Here is a 17,745-nt window from a genome sequence, read left to right on the forward strand (position 1 = left end):
GTCGATCTGCGCGGTGAGCTGCGTGGATGGGAGACTTTGGCTCAATCACACAGGTAGGGAGAGGTCGATGGACGAGGCGCGGGCGCGGGAGATCCTGGCCGCGGCGGGGGTGCCGGTCGCGGAGGCGCGGTTGCTGGCCCTCGGGGAGAACGCGGTCTTCGCCGTGGGCGATCTCGCCGTGAAGGTGGGCCGGGACGCCGAGGTGTTCGAGCGGGCGGAGCGGGAACTGGCGCTGGCCGCCTGGCTGGCCGACGCGGAGATCCCGGCGGTGCGGGCCGCCGAGGAGAAGCCGCGGTTGGTCGAGGGGCACCCGCTCACCTTCTGGCACCGGCTGCCCGAGGCCGTACGGCCCGCGGAGCCCCGTGATCTGGCGCCGCTGCTCCGGCGCATCCACGCGCTACCGGAACCGGCGGCGTTCACGCTGCCGCGCCGTGAGCTGCTCGGCGGGGTCGAGCGGTGGCTGCGGCTCGCGGGCGACGCGATCGACCCGGCGGACGCGGCCTTCCTGCGGGAGCGGCGCGATGCCTTCGCCCCGGCGGCGGCCGCGCTGACCCCGCACCTCACGCCGGGCCCGATCCACGGCGACGCGCTCCCCCGTAACGTCCATGTCGGCCCCGACGGCCCGGTTCTGGTGGACCTGGAGACCTTCTCGTCGGATCTGCGCGAGCACGACCTCGTGGTGCTCGCGCTCTCCCGGGACCGGTACGGCCTGGACCCGGCCGCGTACGAGGCCTTCACCGAGGCGTACGGCTGGGACGTGCGGCAGTGGGAGGGGTGTGCGGTGCTGCGCGGGGCGCGGGAGACCGCGAGCTGCGCGTGGGTGGCGCAGCACGCGCCGACGAACCCGAAGGCCCTGGCCGAATTCGAACGGCGGGTGGCGTCGCTGCGGGACGGCGACCCCGAAGTCCGCTGGTACCCGTTCTGACATCATGTGGTCCTGACCGAACCGGGTGACGAGGACGGGGTGTTGGGATGCGCGTGAAGCTGACCGAGGTGGCGCTCGACGTCGAGGTGAGCGGCGAGGGGCCGGCCGTGCTGCTCGTGCACGGCTTCCCCGACAGCCACCGTCTGTGGCGTCATCAGATCCCGGCGCTCAACGCGGCCGGGTTCAGGACGGTCGCCCCGACGCTGCGGGGCTTCGGCGCCTCGGACCGTCCGGAGGGCGGTCCTGAGGCGTACCACCCGGCCAAGCACGTCGGCGATCTCCTGGAGCTGCTGGCCCGGCTGGAGGTGGACCGGTTCCACGTGGTCGGCCACGACTGGGGCTCGGGACTCGCGCAGGGTCTCGCGCAGGTCGTGCCCGACCGGGTGGCGAGCGCGACGCTCATGTCGGTGGGCGACCTCTCGGTGATCCTCGCCGCGGGCTGGGAGCAGCGGCAGCGTCTGTGGCACCTGTCGGTGTTCCAGCACGAGGGACTCGCCGAGGAGTGGCTCTCCCGCGACGACTTCGCGCGGCTGCGCGAGATGCTGGACGACCACGCGGAGGCGGAGGCCGTCCTGGAACCCCTGCGCGCTCCGGGCGGGCTGACCGCCGCCCTCCAGATCTACCGGTCGGGGTTGTCCATCGAGACCCAGCTGGGCGAGCCTCCGGTGCTTCCCCCGCTGTCCGTCCCGGCCATGGGCGTCTGGTCCACCGGCGACCGCTTCCTCGACGAGCGGCAGATGGTGGACACCGGCGAGCACGTCTCCGGTCCCTGGCGCTACGAGCGCGTGGAGGACGCGGGCCACTGGTTCCCGCTGGACCGGCCGGAGAAGGTGAACGAACTGCTGCTCTCCTTCCTGAAGGAGAACTCCTAGCCGACGGGCGCGGCCCCTACACTGCCGCCGCGACCGCCTCGCGCAGGGGCCACGTGGAGTCGACGACCGCCTCCGCGTCGCCCTTGCGGCGCAGGAACTCCTGGAAGTTCTCGGCCCAGGCGCGGTACCAGCCGATCTGACGCTCATGGAGTTCGGCCGGGTCCAGCTCGGCGACCTGGCGGTGCCGCTCGGCTATCGCGACGGCGACCCGGACGGCGGCGAGCGCGTCGGCGGCGGCCTGGTGGGCGGCTTCGAGCACCACCCCGTACTCCCCGCAGACCGCTTCCAGGTTCCGCTTGCCGCGCCGGTAGCGGTCGACGGCCCGGTCGATGGTGTACGGGTCGACGACGGGTCCGATGGGGGCGCCGCCGAGGCGCTCGCTGAGCGAGGGCAGTCCGTGCCGGCGCAGCTCGGCGGAGAGCAGCGTCAGGTCGAAGGAGGCGTTGTACGCCACGACCGGGACGCCGTCCTCCCAGTACTCGGCGAGGGTCTTCGCGATCTCGTCGGCGACCTCGCGCACCGGCCGGCCCTCGGCCGCCGCCCGCTCGGTGCTGATGCCGTGGATCGCGGAGGCCTGTTCGGGGATGCGGATGCCCGGGTCGGCGAGCCAGTCCCGCCGGTGTGCGACGTGTCCCCCGCCGTCGACCTCGATGATCGAGGCCGTCACGATGCGGGCCTCCAGCGGTTCGGTGCCGGTCGTCTCCAGGTCGAAGCCGACCAGCGTCTCGCCGTGCCAAGCCATCGGGTCCTCCTTACGTGATCTCCCCCGTGGTGCTGACCACCCTCGCACGCACCACTGACAACGCCCCCCGCCTCCCCCGTCGAAGGGTCAGGAGACGGGCCGGGAGTCGAGCCAGACGGACTCGAATTCCTCCCGGTACGTCTCGAAAAGTCCGTGATCGCCGTCACGGAGGCCCTGTCCGTGCCGCACCACGTTCCGCCCGCCGCCGCGCAGGACGAGCACCGGCGCCTCCATGCCCCGGGCCCGGCGGAGATAGGACTGCACGACGCCGACCCCGTCCGGTCCGTCGCCGTCCACCAGATAGGCGGTGAAGCGGGGCGTCTCGTCGAAGACGTGGATCTGGAAGGCGCCCGGGTCGCGGAGCTTGGAGCGGACCCGGCGCATGTGGAGGATGTTCATCTCCACCGAGCGGCTCAGCTCACCCTTCTTGAGGCCCAGTTCGCGCTCGCGGCGCTTCACCGCGCTGCTCGCGGGGTTGAGGAAGAGGAGCCGGGTCCGGCAGCCGGACTCGGCGAGCCGGACCATGCGGCGCCCCGAGAAGTTCTGCACGAGCAGATTGAGACCTATGCCGGTGGCGTCGAGGCGACGGGCCCCGCCGAAGAGGTCCTCGGCCGGCAGCTGCCGCTGGAGCCGGACCCGGTCGGGGTGGACGGAGACCACGTCCGCGTACCGGTCCCCGACGAGGTCCTCGACCGCGTCCACGGGCAGCCGGTCGGCGGAGGGCACCCCGGCGCCGCTGCCGAGGATCTCCAGGATGCGGGCCGAGGCCCGTTCCGACTGGGCGAGGACGGTCAGCGAGAGCGCCCGGTTCCGGGAGACCACGTTGCGCGTGACCTCCAGCTCGTCGAGGGCGAGCTCGACCTCCCGCCGGTCGTCGAAGTAGGGCTCGAAGCACGGCCAGTGCTGCACCATCAGCTCGCGCAGCTGCGGCAGCGTGAGGAAGCTGAGGACGTTGTCGTCGGCCGGGTCGAGCAGATAGCCCTTGCGGCGCGACACCTCGCGCACGGCGACAGCCCGCTGCACCCACTCCTGGCCCGCCGGGCCCGCCGCGGCCACCACCCACTCCTCGCCGTGCACGGGCTCGTACACGGGCCGCAGGACGGCGGCGACCACGGCCCGGAGCCGCTGCTCCACGAGGTTCAGCCAGATGTAGGCCCGTCCGGCGCGCTGGGCGCGGGTGCGGACCTCGCTCCAGGCCTCGGCGTCCCAGTCGAGCTCGGCCCCTATCTCCACGGGCCGGGCCACGGTGACCGTGCCGGGCGGCACGGCGCCCGGCGGCGCGACCGCGCCCGGCGGGGCCTCGGCGGGGCCGGCGGGACCCTTCTCCTGACCCGGATCCCCTGGGGGCAGCTCCAGACCTCCCGAGCTCACCCGCGCACCGCCTTCTGCTCCTGGACGCCCGTGTCGACTGGTCCGACAACGATCAAGGAAGGGTACTCCGCGAGCGGGAGGCGGTGCAGCAGGATCGTCAGGCTCCTTCCTCAACTCCCCAGATCGGGCTGCCCGTTCTCGGAGGCGAGATCGGGCGGAGTGAGCGGATTCATAGCGGTTACGTCCCTGGGGGCGAGCTGGAAGCCCTGCCAGTGCACCGGCATGGGCTGCTGGTCCTCGTCCCGGGCGATGTGGTGGAACCCGATGTTGACCCAGACCGACGGCTTGGTCAGCGTCTCGCCGTTGACCCATTTGTCCACGCTGTCACCGGCGTTGGGCGCGCAGCCGCCGATGTTGTTGCTCGCGAACTTCTCGCAGGCGCGTGCCTGCGTGAAGTACACGTCGTGCTTGGTGAAGCCGCGCCCGGCGTGGGTGTCGGTGTGGCCGGGGACGATCTCGTACGAGCGGGCGTGGCCGTCGGCGTTCTTGCCGGTGCCGCTGACCACCCGCCACCAGCGCATGTTCGCGGCGTCGCCGGCGAGCTCCTTGGTGACGGCGGTGCGCCTGGTCTTCACGGTCGGTCCGCCGCCGCCCGGCGCGGGGGCGGTGACGGTGGAGTCGAACTGCTCGATCCGGTCCTTGGTGGAGCCGTCGAGGCCGAAGTCCAGCTTCCAGAAGACGTTGTGGGCGTGGCTGGTGGCGTAGGCGCGGGAGCCCTTGCCGATGGGCCAGCCGCGGCCGTCGGTGGCGTTGTAGTCGACGGGCGAGAGGCTGCCGGTGGCACCGACGTTGGCGCCGATGGTGCCGTCGGCGGAGAAACGCCATTCGGAAATGTACTCGTACCAGCCGACCTTGTTCACCGTGTAGACGAGCAGGTCCTTGGCCTGCGCCTGGTACACCTTGCCGCCGTTGTCGCTGGCCATGCGGTAGGCGTGGCCGCGCGCCCGCGTGGTGGTGCACAGGCCCTTGATCTGGCCGACCTCGGGCACCTTGACCGTGGTGAGGGTGCCGCCGGGGCACTCGGCCGGCTTGAGGTTCTGCAGGCCCCAGCCGAAGCCGGCGCCGGTGAGGTCGTCGTACTCGGCGACCCCGTCGTCGTAGGGCACGTGGATCTGGGCGAGCCGGGCGCTGGTGAGGACCTTGATGGGGGCGGCCGCGCCGGGCGGCTGGTAGGTCACCTTGTCGAGCGTGAGCCCGGCGTCGGTGTCGTAGCGCCAGCACATGCGCCAGGTGGTGCCGCCGTCGAGCTTCTGGGTGATGCGGTAGGCGTTGGAGCAGTCGGCCTCGGGCGTGACGGGCGGACGCGTCGGGGACGGCGGCGGCACCGCGGGGGTGCGCGTCGGGGCCGGCGCGGGGGCCGCGGTGGCCCCGGTCGCCGGACCGGTGGCGGCGGTCGCGGTGCCGAGCAGGACGGCCGCGGTCAGGACGGCGCCGCGCGTGCGCCGCTTGCGCCGGGTGGACGGGCTGTGCGGGGTGGACATGGGAACGTACTCCCTCGTACGGAGATCGGCCCGCCGCCCGCGAGGGGCGACGGGAGAGGACCGGCGGCGGTGGTCAGCCGACGCGGGTGACGGTCCTCGCGGAGAGGTCGACGATCAGGTCGCGGGTGTCGATCCAGGCCCCGTTGAGGACCTTGGTGACGAGCCGTACGCAGCGGTGCTCGCCGCAACGGGTCAGCGGTGCGGGCACGTTCGCCTCGCGGTAGGTGCGGTAGAGGTCGCCGTTGAACCACAACTGGCCGGTGGAGGTGAGCTCCTTGCCTGTGGCGTCCTTGTAGTCCTCCTTGACGCCCTTGCCGAGGGGGCTCGCGAGGATCAGCTCCAGGGCCTCGCGCAGCTCCTCGGGGTGGGCGGAGGGCTGGACCCCGCGCTGTGCGGCGGACCTCTCGACCTTCCCGGTGGTGAGGTTGACGGTCCGGGTGATGAGCTCGTCCCGCCCGTAGTCGTAGAAGCGGACCTCGGCGCGGCGCGTGCCGTCCCCCGGCAGCGGGTCGGCGAGGCCGGTGCCCAGGTGCTGGGGTCCCCGGCCGCCCTCGACGTTCTGCTGGGCGGCGGCCCCGGACGGGGTCAGCGCGAGCGTCTCGGCCCGGGCGAGCTCGTCGTCGGTGAGCGGGTCGCTGCCCACGCCCTTCTCCCCCTCGGCCGCCGCGGGGGCCACCGTCGCCGGCGGGGGCGCGGTGCCCTGCGCCTGCGCGCCGGCTCCCGACTCCGCCGCGCCGGCGCCGTCCGCCTCCGCGCTCGCTCCGGCCCCACCGGCCGTACCGGCGAGCGTGCTGTCGCCCGCCGCCCGGGGCGGAGACTCCGCCCCGGAAACCCCCGGCAGGCTGATCGCGACCGCGACGGCGGTTCCCGTCACCGCCATGGCCGCTCCGGCCACCACCTTCCCCAGGTGGCGGCGCGCTATTTCGTACACACTTCCCCCTCATTCCCCCTCCGGACTGCGGTCACCCGGTAGGACGGGGCGAAGTCCTAGGAGGTTGCGCCTCTTTCGGGCAGGATTCGGCCGAAGAACAGCTATAAAACCCGGACAGAAGAGGAAGAGTCGTATCCATGCAGGTCTGGCCGGGACAGGCGTACCCACTGGGCGCCACCTATGACGGAGCGGGAACCAACTTCGCGGTCTTCTCGGAGGCCGCCCACAGGATCGAGCTGTGTCTGCTCCACGACGACGGCTCGGAGACGGCGGTGGAACTGCGCGAGACCGACGCGTTCGTGCGGCATGCCTATCTGCCGGGTGTGATGCCCGGTCAGCGGTACGGGTTCCGGGTGCACGGCCCGTACGCCCCGGAGCGCGGGCTCCGCTGCAACGCGGCGAAGCTGCTCCTCGACCCCTACGCGCGCGCGGTGTCGGGGCAGGTGAACTGGGGCGAGGCGGTGTACGGCTATCCCTTCGGGAAGCCGGACGCGCGCAACGACCTGGACTCGGGTCCGCACACGATGACCTCGGTCGTGGTCAACCCGTACTTCGACTGGGGCGACGACCGGCGGCCGCGCACCGAGTACCACCACACGGTGATCTACGAGGCCCATGTGAAGGGCCTGACGATGCTCCATCCGGACCTGCCGGAGGAGCTGCGCGGGACGTACGCGGGTCTCGCGCACCCTTCGGTGATCGGGCACCTGAAGGAGCTGGGCGTCACCGCCCTCGAACTGATGCCCGTCCACCAGTTCGTGAACGACCACCGGCTGGTCGACGCGGGGCTCTCCAACTACTGGGGCTACAACACGATCGGCTTCTTCGCCCCGCACAACGCCTACGCGTCCTGGGGCGACCGGGGCCAGCAGGTCCTGGAGTTCAAGTCGGCGGTACGGGCGCTGCACCAGGCGGGCATCGAGGTCATCCTCGACGTGGTCTACAACCACACCGCCGAGGGCAACCACCTCGGCCCGACGCTCTCCATGCGGGGCCTGGACAACCCCTCGTACTACCGGCTCGCCGACGACCCCCGCTACTACATGGACACCACCGGCACGGGGAACTCGCTGCTCATGCGCTCCCCACACGTGCTCCAGCTCATCATGGACAGCCTGCGGTACTGGGTGACCGAGATGCACGTGGACGGATTCCGCTTCGACCTGGCGGCCACCCTGGCCCGCCAGTTCCACGAGGTGGACCGGCTGTCCTCGTTCTTCGACCTGGTGCAGCAGGACCCGGTGGTCAGCCAGGTGAAGCTGATCGCCGAGCCCTGGGACGTCGGCGAGGGCGGCTACCAGGTGGGCAACTTCCCGCCGCTGTGGACCGAGTGGAACGGCAAGTACCGGGACTGCGTACGGGACCTGTGGAGGGGCGAGCCGCGCACCCTCGCCGAGTTCGCCTCCCGGCTGACCGGCTCCTCCGACCTCTACCAGGACGACGGGCGGCGGCCGCTCGCCTCCGTGAACTTCGTGACCTGTCACGACGGTTTCACCCTGCGGGACCTCGTCTCGTACAACGACAAGCACAACGAGGCGAACGGCGAGGGCAACCGGGACGGCGAGAGCTACAACCGCTCCTGGAACTGCGGCGCCGAGGGCGAGAGCGAGGACGTCGGGATCGCCGAGCTGCGCGCCCGCCAGAGCCGCAACTTCCTCGCCACCCTCATGCTGTCGCAGGGCGTGCCGATGCTCAGTCACGGCGACGAGTTCGGACGCACCCAGGGCGGCAACAACAACGCGTACTGCCAGGACAACGAGGTGTCCTGGGTGCGCTGGCCGAAGGAGAACAGCGATGCGGAGGCCACGCTGCTCCGCTTCACCCGGGCGATGGTGCGGCTGCGCCGGGACCATCCGGTCTTCCGGCGTCGCCGCTTCTTCCACGGGCGGCCGGTGGAGGGCACCCACGACGAGCTCACCGACATCGCCTGGTTCACGCCCGAGGGCGAGGAGATGACCTCCCGCGACTGGCAGGCGGCGCACGCCCAGGCGCTGACCGTCTTCCTCAACGGCAACGCCATCTCGGAGCCGGGCACCCAGGGCGAGCGGATCGCCGACGACTCGTTCCTGCTGATGTTCAACGCCTCGTCGAAGGAGCTGGAGTTCGCGGTTCCCGACAGCCACGGGACCCGCTGGCGCACGGTGGTGGACACCTCCGATCCGGAGGGGATGCCGCCGCAAGAGGGCCCGGAGCTCGTGGGCGGCGAGCGGGTGACCCTCGCGCCGCTCAGCCTGACCGTTCTGCGCCGGCCGGCCTGAGTTCCCGTACGGGACCGGGCACCGCCGCCCGTACCGTCCAGGACAGCAGCGCGCAGGCCACGGCCGCCCCCACCGCCACCGCGAAGGCGGCGGGGGCGCCGTGGCCTTCGGCGAGCCGGCCCGAGCCGGCCAGGGCGAGGGCCTGGCCGGCCACGATCCCGCTGGTGAGGAAGGCCATGGACTCGGCGAGCCGGGCGGTCGGCACGGTCCGCTCGGTGAGCCCGAAGACGGTGATCAGGTGCGGGGCGAAGGCGGCCCCGAGGACGACGACGACCGCGTACAGGGCGCCGAGGGAGCCGACGAACAGCAGCGGCACGGAGAGGACGACCAGCGCCGCGGTCGCCGCGCGCCAGCGGGTCGTCAGTCCGATCCGGGCGGGTAGGGCCGCCATGAAGAGACCGACGGCGGCGCTCATCACTCCCATGGCCGCGTAGACGAGACCGGCCTGGGCGGGCGCGCCGAGCTCCTCGGTGAGCGCGGTGATCCCGGCCTGGGAGGCGCCGAACATGGCGCCCTGGAGGACCATCGTGCCGCGCAGCGCGTACGCGGATCCCGGCAGCCGCGTCCGTTCGGCGGCGCCCGTACGGGTGGACGCCGACGGCTCCGGAAGGGTGGCCCGCGCCGTCGGGTGGAGGGCGAAGGCCGTGCCGAAGACGGCGAGCAGGAGGGCCGCCAGGAGGAGTGCGGCCGCCGGGTGGGCGAGGGCGGCGGCGAGGCCGACGAACGCCGGGCCGAGGACGAAGGACACCTCGTCGAGGGTGCCCTCGAAGGAGAGCACCGTGCCGACGGTCCTGTCGTCGGCGCCGGAGCGGCGCACGAGGGCGACCGAGCGGGTCCGGGCGAGCGGTCCGACCTGGGGGACGGTCGCCCCGGCGAGCCCGCCGAGCACCATCAGCCAGGCCGTGGGGGCGTGGGCGAGCGCGGCGAGGACCAGGGCGGTGACGGCGACGGCGTTGGCGAGGGAGGCAGCGAGGACGACCCCGCGCTGGCCGTGCCGGTCGGTGAGCCGTCCGACCACCGGCCCGCCGACGGTCTGCCCCGCCGCGAGCGCTCCGCCCGCCAGGCCGGCCGTGGCGAGGGAGCCGCTCGTCTCGGCGACCAGGAGCAGGCTGCCCAGCTGGCACATGGCGGTGGGCAGCCGGCCGAGGAAGGAGACGACCGGCAGCGCGGGGCCGAGCAGGGAGAGGGTGTCGCGATACATCCGGAGCATCGGGCGAACGTAACGCGATGCACACGAACGGGTGCATGGGGCGATGACACAGAAGCCCTCTCGCGGGGTACGTACGTTCGCATGACCTCCCTCCCGTCCGGCCCGACCTCCCTCCCGTCCGGTTCCGCCTCCTCGCTGCCCGCGCTCCCCACCGCCACCTACCGGCTGCAGCTCCAGCCGGAGTTCCCGTTCGGGGCGGCCGAGCGGGCCGTGCCGCACCTCGCGGGCCTCGGGGTCTCGCACCTCCACCTCTCCCCCGTCCTGGAGGCGGTCCCCGGCTCGACCCACGGGTACGACGTCACCGACCACCGGTCCGTACGCGCCGAGCTCGGCGGCGAGGAGGGGCTCCGGTCCCTCGCCGCGACCGCACGGGCGTACGGGCTCGGCCTCGTCGTCGACCTGGTGCCCAACCACATGGCGGCCTCCGCCCGGCACAACCACGCGCTGCGCGCCGTGCTCCGCGACGGCCCCGCCTCGCCGTACGCCCGCTGGTTCGACATCGACCGGTCCGCCGGGGACGGCCGGCTGCTGCTCCCGGTGCTGCCCGCGCGGCTCCCGGAGGTACGGGACCGGCTGCGGGTCGCGGACGGATCGCTGCACCTGGACGGCCAGGACTTCCCGCTGCGGCCCGGCACGGAGGGGCTGCCGCTCGACGAGCTGCTGGACGCCCAGTGGTACCGGCTCGCCTGGTGGCGGCTCGCCCGCACCGAGCTCAACTACCGGCGCTTCTTCACGATCTCGGACCTGATCGGGGTGCGGGTGGAGGACCCCGAGGTGTTCGGGGCGACCCACGAGAAGATCGTGCAGCTGGTCCGGGACGGGGTGGTCGAGGGGCTGCGGATCGACCACCCGGACGGACTCGCCGACCCCCAGGACTATCTGGAGCAGCTCGCCGGGGCCACCGGCGGGCGCTGCTGGACGGTGGTCGAGAAGATCCTCACCGGTGCGGAGACCCTGCCCGCCGCCTGGCCGGTCGCCGGCACCACCGGGTACGACGCCCTGCGGCACGTCGACGGGGTGTTCACCGATCCGGTCGGCGCCCATGAACTGACGGACCTGTACCGCGAGTTCGTCTGCCGGGCCGGCGACAGGGGCGGCCGTTGGGAGGCGACGGAGCGGCGCGCCGCGTACGAGGTGGTCGGCCATGACCTGGCCGCCGAGACGGCCGTCCTGACCCGGATCGCGGAGCGGATCTGCGCCGCCGACCCCGCCCTGCGGGACCACGCGCCCTGGGCGCTGCGCACCGCGGTCCGCGAGCTCCTCGTCCGGGTCCCGGTCTACCGCCCCTACCGGACGGGCGGCGAGGCGGTGCTGACCCCGGAGGCGGCGCGCGGCGCGAAGGCGGCCTTCGCGGTGCCGGAGGAGGCCGCGGCGGTCGACGTCGTACGCGACCTGGCGCTCGGCGCGCTCGGTGACGGGCCCGAACACCGGGCGTTCCGAGCCCGGTTCGCGCAGACCTCGTCGGCGCTGCGGGCCAAGTCCGTGGAGGACACGGCCTTCTACCGGTACACCCCGCTGCTCTCGGCGAACGAGGTGGGCGGTGACGCGGGCCGCCCGGCGGTGCCGGTGGACGAGTTCCACGCGTACTGCCTGCGGATCTCGCGGGACTGGCCGAACACCGGCACCGTCCTGTCCACCCACGACACCAAGCGCAGTGCCGACGTCCGGGCCGCGATCGCGGTCCTCTCGCAGTGCCCGCAGGTGTGGGCGGACCTCCTCGGGGAGGTCGCGGGGGTGCCCGCGCCGGACCCGCACGTGGCCTGGACGGCCTGGCAGACCGCTTTCGGCTTCGGCACCCCCGACCCCGACCGGCTCGGCCCGGCGATCCTCAAGTCCGTACGGGAGGCGGGGCTTCGGACCAGCTGGACGGAGCCCGACACGGAGTACGAGCGGGCGGTGGAGGAGTTCGCGGCGGCCGGGCCCGGCCGGATCCCGCTGCGGGCGGCCTCGGAGGCGGCCTTCGCACTGGAGCCGCACATCCGGGCGCACGCGCTGGGCGCGCTGCTCACGCAGCTGACGATGCCGGGGGTGCCGGAGCTGTACCAGAACACGGAGCGGGAGTACCGGGCCCTGGTCGACCCGGACAACCGGGCCCCGTTCACGGTCGGCGCGGACGACGACCACACGGCCCTGGTGCGGGCGGCGCTGCGGCTGCGGCGTGAGCGCCCCGCGGCCTTCGGCGCCCGGGACACGTACACGCCGCTGACGGCCGAGGGCCCGACGGCCGCCCACTGCCTGGCCTTCAGCCGCTCCGACGAGGTGATCACCGCCGTCACCCGGCTGCCGCTGCGTCTCTGGGAGGCGGGCGGCTGGCAGGACACGGAGTTGGTCCTCCCGGAGGGGCGCTGGGCCGACGTCCTGGACGGTGTCCGGGAGTTCATCGGCGGCCCGGCGACGGAGCTGAAACTGGCGGAGCTGTTCGCGGAGCGGCCGGTGGCGCTCCTTGCGCGTCTGCACGACTGAGGGCCGGCGGGCTGACGGGCGCTGTGGGGCTGAGGGCCCCGGGGTCCACCCCCGGGGCCCTCGGAGGGTCAGGAGCGGGAGGCTCGCGAGACCTCGCACCTGGTGTACTCGGAGCCGTCGCCGGTTCCGGGGTAGGAGGTGGTGAGTTCGGCGTTCACGGAGGCGCCCGCCGCGACCGGGATGGCGGTCTTGGTGGCACTCGCGGGGATCACGGTGCCGGCCGCGTCGCCCTTGAACTTCATGGTGACGCTGTAGTCGTAGTCGAGCGCGCCGTCGTTCTTTACGGTGACGCGGGCGACGAGGTTCCTGGTCGCCGCGTCGTAGGCGCACTCGTTGACGGTCACGTCGCGGATCGCCTTGTCGGCGCTGCTGGAGCCGCCGGGAAGGGAACCGCCGGAGGTGCTGTCGTTGTCGCTGTTGTGGTTGCCGCTGCTCGAACTGCCGGAGCTGCTGCTGCCGCAGCCGCCGCCGTGCGAGCCGCGGGCACCGGTCAGGGCGACGACCGCGATGCCGAAGACGGCGATCGCTCGGACATGACGCATCTTCACGTTTGAATCCCCGTTGAAAGTGGTATAGAAAAAGGCGCTCTTGACGAGCGCACGTCACCCTAGCAGCGGCGGGGGAGCCCCTCCCCCACCCCGGGATCAGCCCCCGGGACGGACGATCAGACTCCGCGGCGCCCGGGTGATGAGGCCGGTCCACACCGGCCGGAAGCCGTCTGCGAGGCGGAGCCGGGGCATGGCTGTGAACAGGGCCCGCAGGGCGTACTCGGCCTCCAGGCCGGCCAGGATCACGGCCGGGCAGAAGCCGGTGCCGTAGGTGAGCTGCCCCGGGTCGTCGCGGAACGGGTCGAAGCGGTCGGGCTCGCGGAACCGCTCCTGGTCGCGGCCGGCCGAGCCGACGAGCAGCGCGACGGAAGCGCCCGCGGGCAGGACGCCGGCGCTGACGGGGACCTCGGCCGCGGTACGGCGCACGGCGATCTGCACGGGCGGGTCACGGCGCAGCGACTCCGCCCAGGCCCGTCCCACGAGGCCCGCGGGGGCGTCGCGCAGGGCGGCGACCTGGTCCGGATCGGCGAGGACGTTGCCGAGGAAGGAGGCGAGGGCCTTCTCCCGTACGGCGATCTGCCCGCCGCACTCACCGGCGAGGGCGCCGGCGGCCCGGCCGCGTACGAGCCGCATCATGTCGCGGTAGGGCACGCCCACGGCGGCGGCGACGGTTCCGGCGGGGAGCCAGTGGCAGAAGTCGGCGACCAGGTCGGCCTGGGGCCGCTCGGCGATCCGGCGGGCCAGGACGTACGCCGTCCTCTCGGTGACCGACCGGAGGGCCGCCACGTCGACATCGACATGGGCCCGCGCGCACGGCGGGTCGCCGGGCCGGTGCCCGTGCGTGAAGCGGCTGTCGGTGAGGGCGGTGGCGACGTCCGCGTACCGGCTGAGCACCCAGGCCCGCAGCAGCGGGTCGTACGTGAGCGGGAACTTCTCGCGCAGGGTGCGGTGGATGCCGTGCGGGTCGCGCGAGGCACCGGGGTCGAGGGGACTCGGCGCGACGACCCGGCCCCCGGGCGCGCCCCCGCCGCCGGGCACGGTCCGGACGGGCGCCGCCAGCGGCGCGAGGCCGCCCGGCACCACGGCGCTCACGCCCTCACCCGCCCGGCCGCCGACCGGGGGCGTCGCGGGCGCCATGGACGGCAGCCGGGTCCAGGGGTCCCCGGTCGGCACCTCCGGCCGCTCGTCCCCTATGCCTCGGCCCGGCTCGCGGTTCTGCTCGTGGCTCATCGCGCCCCCTGTCGATCGGCGGTGGGTGCCGCGGCCGGAGATCGTGGCGCGCGTCCCCACAGCCCATCACCGCCCGCGCCGCGCCGCCCGCCGCATACCGCCGAACGGGTGACGGGACGGAGCGTGTGCCGGCGCCTCAGCCGTGCGACAGCCGGAACGACATCTGGCCGAAGCCGACCACGTCGCCCGACCTGACGACCACCGCTCCCATGACCCGGCGGCCGTTGACCGTCGTGCCGTTCGTCGAGCCGAGATCGCGGAGGATCCACATGCCGCTCTGCATCGACAGTTCCGCGTGCAGCCGGGAGGCCGTCTCGTGGCTGAGGCGGAGGCCGTTGACCGGGTCGCGGCCGATGCGCAGGGGGTGCGGGCCCGGCACGGGCAGCAGCAGCTTCGGCAGGCGCTCCGCGGACCAGGCGCGTCCCAGCCTGGCCGTGAACGCGGACATCCGCTCGACCGCGCCCACCACCCGGCGGGTCCAGGTGCCCTCGGTCCTCAGGTCGGCGGTGAGCAGGGCGAGTTCGTCCGGGCGCCGGGCCTGGAGCACGCGCTCCATCCGGTAGACGAACGTGTCGTGCGAGAGGCGGCCCTGGGCGGCACCCTCACGGAGCAGCACCAGCGCGCGGTCCCGCTCGGCGTCGGTCAGCCGAGGGGTGTTCGCCGGAAGCTCGAAAGGGGTCGTCACATCTGTGATTGTCGGTCCGTCGGGCCCGCAGTGTCCAGAAGGGCCTCCCGGCGGGGAAACCCCGTACCCCCTCGTCGGTGATCGCTGTTACGGTCTGCCGTCTCCACAGCACGGATCCCCAGGGGGAAACACGACGTGACCACGTCTTCTTCGAGCACCACCAGCACGACCAGCACCGCCGGCACCACCAGCGCCGAGAGCACCACCGGCACCACCGGCGCGACCGGCACCACCGGCGCGCGCGACCTCGTCATACGTCCGCTCGCCGGACCCGAGGAACTCGACCTGTTCCTCCGCCTCGCCTACTCGCTCGACCACGAGCTCGCCGACGACCTCGCCACCGGCCGCCGCGTCCCCGCGTGGATGTGGGTCGCCCTCGACGGCGACCGGCTCCTCGGCCGGCTCTCCTGGTGGGCGGGCTCGGCCGGCGCCGCCCCGCAGGCGCTCGACTTCTTCGACCTCGCCCCCGAACTGCCGGAGGAGGAGCGCGCCGAGATCGGTCTGCGGCTCCTGGAGACCGCCACGGCCGCCGTGATCCCGGAGGGCGCGCGGCGCCCGGAGTTCGGCCGCTTCATGCCGGCGGACTGGCGCGAGGTGCCGGAGACCCGGGCACTCCTGGAGTCCGTCTTCGGCGCCCTGGTGGCCACGGGCGCCCGCCCGCTCGTCGAGCGGCTGCGCCTGGAGTGGCGGCCCGGCACCCCCGTACCGGAGCCGAAGGGCCGTCTGGAGTTCCGCCCGGTGCGGGACCGCGAGGACCTCGTCGCGCTGATGACGCCCGTCATGGAGGGCACGCTCGACGCGCACGGCCAGGCCGATCTCGCCTCCGGCCTGTCGGCCCGCGAGGCCGCGGAGCTGCACTACGACGAGGAGTTCGCGCACTACTCCTCGCCACGGGAGTGGTGGCAGGTGGCCCAGCTGCCGGAGACCGGCGAGCCGGTCGGCTTCGTCGTCCCCGCGCGGAACAACTACCACCACACGATCGCGTACATCGGCGTCCTGCCCGCCCACCGCGGCCACGGCTACATCGACGACATCCTGGCGGAGGGCACGCGCGTCCTGGCCGCCGCCGACGTCCCCCGGATCCGGGCGGCGACGGACCTGGGCAACGTACCGATGGCGGCGTCGTTCGCCCGCGCGGGCTACGTCACCTTCGAGCGGGCGGTCAACTACGTGTGGGACACACCGGGCGTGGCGGGGTCCTGACTGCCAGGATGGTCGCGGTAGTCAGTCGTGCAGTGGCTGGTCCGTCGACGAGGGGATCTCCGTGCTCTTCGAGGTGTGGGCGCCGAACGCCCGTGACCGGGTGACGCTGGAGCTGAACGGCTCCGCGCATCCCCTGGAGCGGGACGCGGAGCGGGACGGCTGGTGGACGGGTGTCGTACCCGCCGAGGACGGCGACCGGTACGGCTTCACGCTCGACGGAGGGCAGGTGCTGCCCGACCCCCGCTCCCGGCGCCAGCCCGACGGGCCCGCCGGGCTGAGCGCGGTCGTCGACCACTCCGCGTACGTCTGGCGGAACGAGTCCCCGAAGCTGCGGCTCCGCAGCTCCGTCCTGTACGAGCTGCACCTCGGCACCTTCACCCCGGAGGGGACCCTGGACGCGGCGGCCGCGCGCCTCGGGGAGCTCGCGGGCCTCGGTGTCACCCATGTGGAGCTGATGCCGCTGTGTCCGTTCCCCGGGGTGCGGGGCTGGGGGTACGACGGGGTGGCGCCGTGGGCGGTGCACGAGCCGTACGGCGGCCCCGAGGCGCTGAAGCGGTTCGTGGACACGGCGCACGGGCTCGGCATGGGCGTGGTCCTGGACGTGGTGCACAACCACCTGGGTCCCGACGGCAACCATCTCCCGTTCTTCGGCCCGTACTTCACGGAGACCCACCACACGCCCTGGGGCGCCGCGGTGAACCTGGACGCGCCCGGCTCGGACGAGGTCCGGGCGTACTTCCGGGGCAGCGCGCTCGCCTGGCTGCGGGACTACCGGATCGACGGGCTGCGGCTCGACGCCGTGCACGCGCTCGCCGACACCCGGGCCCTGACCTTCCTGGAGGAGCTGTCGGCGGCCGTCGACGAGCTGGCGAAGGAGCAGGGCCGCCCGCACTTCCTGATCGCCGAGGCCGATCTCGCCGACCCGCGCACGACCACCCCGCGCGCACTCGGCGGCCTCGGGATCCACGCCCAGTGGAACGACGACTTCCACCACTCCCTGCACACCGCGCTCACCGGCGAATCCCAGGGCTACTACGCGGACTTCGCGCGCGCTCCGATGGCCGCGCTCGCGAAGACGCTCACCCATGTCTTCTTCCACGACGGCACGTACTCGGCGTTCCGGGGCCGCCGTCACGGACGTCCGGTGGACCGGGAACGCACCCCCGCCCACCGCTTCCTCGGGTACGCGCAGACCCACGACCAGATCGGCAACCGGGCCCTGGGCGACCGTCTTTCGGCCTCCCTCTCCCCCGGTCTGCTGGCCTGCGCGGCGACCCTCGTGCTCACCGGCCCCTCGGTGCCGATGCTCTTCATGGGCGAGGAGTGGGGGGCGACCACACCTTGGCAGTACTTCACCGACCACACCGACCCGGAGCTCGCCGAGGCCGTACGGCGGGGCAGGCGGCGGGAGTTCGCGGAGCACGGCTGGGACGAGAACGAGGTCCCCGACCCGCAGGAGCCGGCCACCCGTGACCGTTCGGTCCTCGACCGGGCCGAGCGCGAGCGTGACCCGCACAAGCGGCTGCTCGCCTGGTACCGCCAGCTGATCGCGCTGCGCCGCACCCTGCCCGACCTGACGGACCCGGACCTGGCGGGCGTGAAGGTGGCCTTCGACGAGGAGGCCCGCTGGCTGGTCTTCCGGCGCGGGGTCCTGCGGGTGGCGGTCAACCTGGGCAAGGAGCCGGCGGTGATCCCGCTCGGCTCCAACGGCCGCGACCAGGTCCTGGCGGCGTGGGAGCCGGTCGAGACCCCGGCGGTGGACGGGCTCCTGCGGCTCCCCGGCGAGTCGGCCGTCGTCCTGACGGACGGCTGACGGACGACCGGCG

The 17,745-nt window shown here is 73.4% G+C and carries 14 protein-coding genes; 6 read left to right on the forward strand and 8 right to left on the reverse strand.

Annotated features, from left to right (window positions below):
* Window positions 1–67 precede the first annotated feature (67 nt).
* Together ACIP84_RS32200 and ACIP84_RS32205 are read left to right on the forward strand one after the other, a co-directional pair.
* Window positions 68–925 carry a phosphotransferase gene (locus ACIP84_RS32200; RefSeq protein ID WP_401802695.1) on the forward strand — a complete coding sequence of 286 codons (858 nt, stop codon included), beginning with the start codon at window positions 68–70 and terminating at the stop codon, window positions 923–925.
* A 47-nt stretch (window positions 926–972) separates the two neighbouring features.
* Complete coding sequence (locus ACIP84_RS32205; protein ID WP_401802697.1) at window positions 973–1,797, forward strand: alpha/beta fold hydrolase; 825 nt, start codon at window positions 973–975, stop codon at window positions 1,795–1,797.
* Window positions 1,798–1,813: 16 nt separating this feature from the next.
* Here ACIP84_RS32205 and ACIP84_RS32210 read toward each other — a convergent pair whose 3' ends face one another.
* The 4 genes from ACIP84_RS32210 to ACIP84_RS32225 form a co-directional block, all read right to left on the reverse strand.
* Window positions 1,814–2,539 carry a 3'-5' exonuclease gene (locus tag ACIP84_RS32210; RefSeq protein WP_355959996.1) on the reverse strand — a complete coding sequence of 242 codons (726 nt, stop codon included), beginning with the start codon at window positions 2,537–2,539 and terminating at the stop codon, window positions 1,814–1,816.
* An 87-nt stretch (window positions 2,540–2,626) separates the two neighbouring features.
* On the reverse strand, window positions 2,627–3,910 hold the full coding sequence (locus ACIP84_RS32215) for an SAV2148 family HEPN domain-containing protein (RefSeq protein WP_355959993.1): 1,284 nt from the start codon (window positions 3,908–3,910) through the stop codon (window positions 2,627–2,629).
* A 110-nt stretch (window positions 3,911–4,020) separates the two neighbouring features.
* Complete coding sequence (locus ACIP84_RS32220; RefSeq protein ID WP_401802700.1) at window positions 4,021–5,391, reverse strand: copper amine oxidase; 1,371 nt, start codon at window positions 5,389–5,391, stop codon at window positions 4,021–4,023.
* A gap of 73 nt (window positions 5,392–5,464) precedes the next feature.
* Window positions 5,465–6,322 carry a Tat pathway signal sequence domain protein gene (locus ACIP84_RS32225; RefSeq protein WP_401802703.1) on the reverse strand — a complete coding sequence of 286 codons (858 nt, stop codon included), beginning with the start codon at window positions 6,320–6,322 and terminating at the stop codon, window positions 5,465–5,467.
* A 137-nt stretch (window positions 6,323–6,459) separates the two neighbouring features.
* Between ACIP84_RS32225 and glgX the strand changes: the two genes are divergently transcribed.
* On the forward strand, window positions 6,460–8,580 hold the full coding sequence (glgX, locus tag ACIP84_RS32230) for a glycogen debranching protein GlgX (protein WP_401802705.1): 2,121 nt from the start codon (window positions 6,460–6,462) through the stop codon (window positions 8,578–8,580).
* Here the strand turns inward: glgX and ACIP84_RS32235 are convergent.
* Window positions 8,549–9,781, reverse strand: coding sequence for an MFS transporter (locus tag ACIP84_RS32235; protein WP_401803000.1), 1,233 nt, complete (start codon window positions 9,779–9,781; stop codon window positions 8,549–8,551). The genes glgX and ACIP84_RS32235 overlap by 32 nt on opposite strands.
* A 90-nt stretch (window positions 9,782–9,871) precedes the next feature.
* Between ACIP84_RS32235 and treY the strand changes: the two genes are divergently transcribed.
* The gene (treY, locus tag ACIP84_RS32240) at window positions 9,872–12,253 is read left to right on the forward strand and encodes a malto-oligosyltrehalose synthase (RefSeq protein ID WP_401802708.1); all 2,382 of its coding nucleotides are present in this window, start codon (window positions 9,872–9,874) and stop codon (window positions 12,251–12,253) included.
* Window positions 12,254–12,321: 68 nt separating this feature from the next.
* On the opposite strand, the gene ACIP84_RS32245 is transcribed toward treY, so the two are convergent.
* From ACIP84_RS32245 to ACIP84_RS32255, 3 genes are all read right to left on the reverse strand, one after another.
* Entirely contained in the window at window positions 12,322–12,795 is a 474-nt protein-coding gene (locus tag ACIP84_RS32245; RefSeq protein ID WP_401802711.1) for a hypothetical protein, read from the reverse strand.
* Window positions 12,796–12,897: 102 nt separating this feature from the next.
* Window positions 12,898–14,031: a cytochrome P450 gene (locus tag ACIP84_RS32250; RefSeq protein ID WP_401802713.1), complete on the reverse strand. Its 1,134-nt coding sequence runs from the start codon at window positions 14,029–14,031 to the stop codon at window positions 12,898–12,900.
* 136 nt (window positions 14,032–14,167) lie between these two features.
* Entirely contained in the window at window positions 14,168–14,716 is a 549-nt protein-coding gene (locus ACIP84_RS32255; protein WP_073906713.1) for a DUF1707 and FHA domain-containing protein, read from the reverse strand.
* A 285-nt stretch (window positions 14,717–15,001) separates the two neighbouring features.
* On the opposite strand from ACIP84_RS32255, the gene ACIP84_RS32260 reads away from it, so the two are divergent.
* Window positions 15,002–15,919 (forward strand): GNAT family N-acetyltransferase, encoded by a 918-nt coding sequence (locus tag ACIP84_RS32260; RefSeq protein WP_401803003.1) that lies wholly within the window; start codon window positions 15,002–15,004, stop codon window positions 15,917–15,919.
* Between the two features lie 61 nt (window positions 15,920–15,980).
* The gene (treZ, locus tag ACIP84_RS32265) at window positions 15,981–17,732 is read left to right on the forward strand and encodes a malto-oligosyltrehalose trehalohydrolase (RefSeq protein ID WP_401802716.1); all 1,752 of its coding nucleotides are present in this window, start codon (window positions 15,981–15,983) and stop codon (window positions 17,730–17,732) included.
* Window positions 17,733–17,745: the final 13 nt, after the last annotated feature.

Source organism: Streptomyces sp. NPDC088707 (genome assembly GCF_044752725.1).
Taxonomy (GTDB): domain Bacteria; phylum Actinomycetota; class Actinomycetes; order Streptomycetales; family Streptomycetaceae; genus Streptomyces.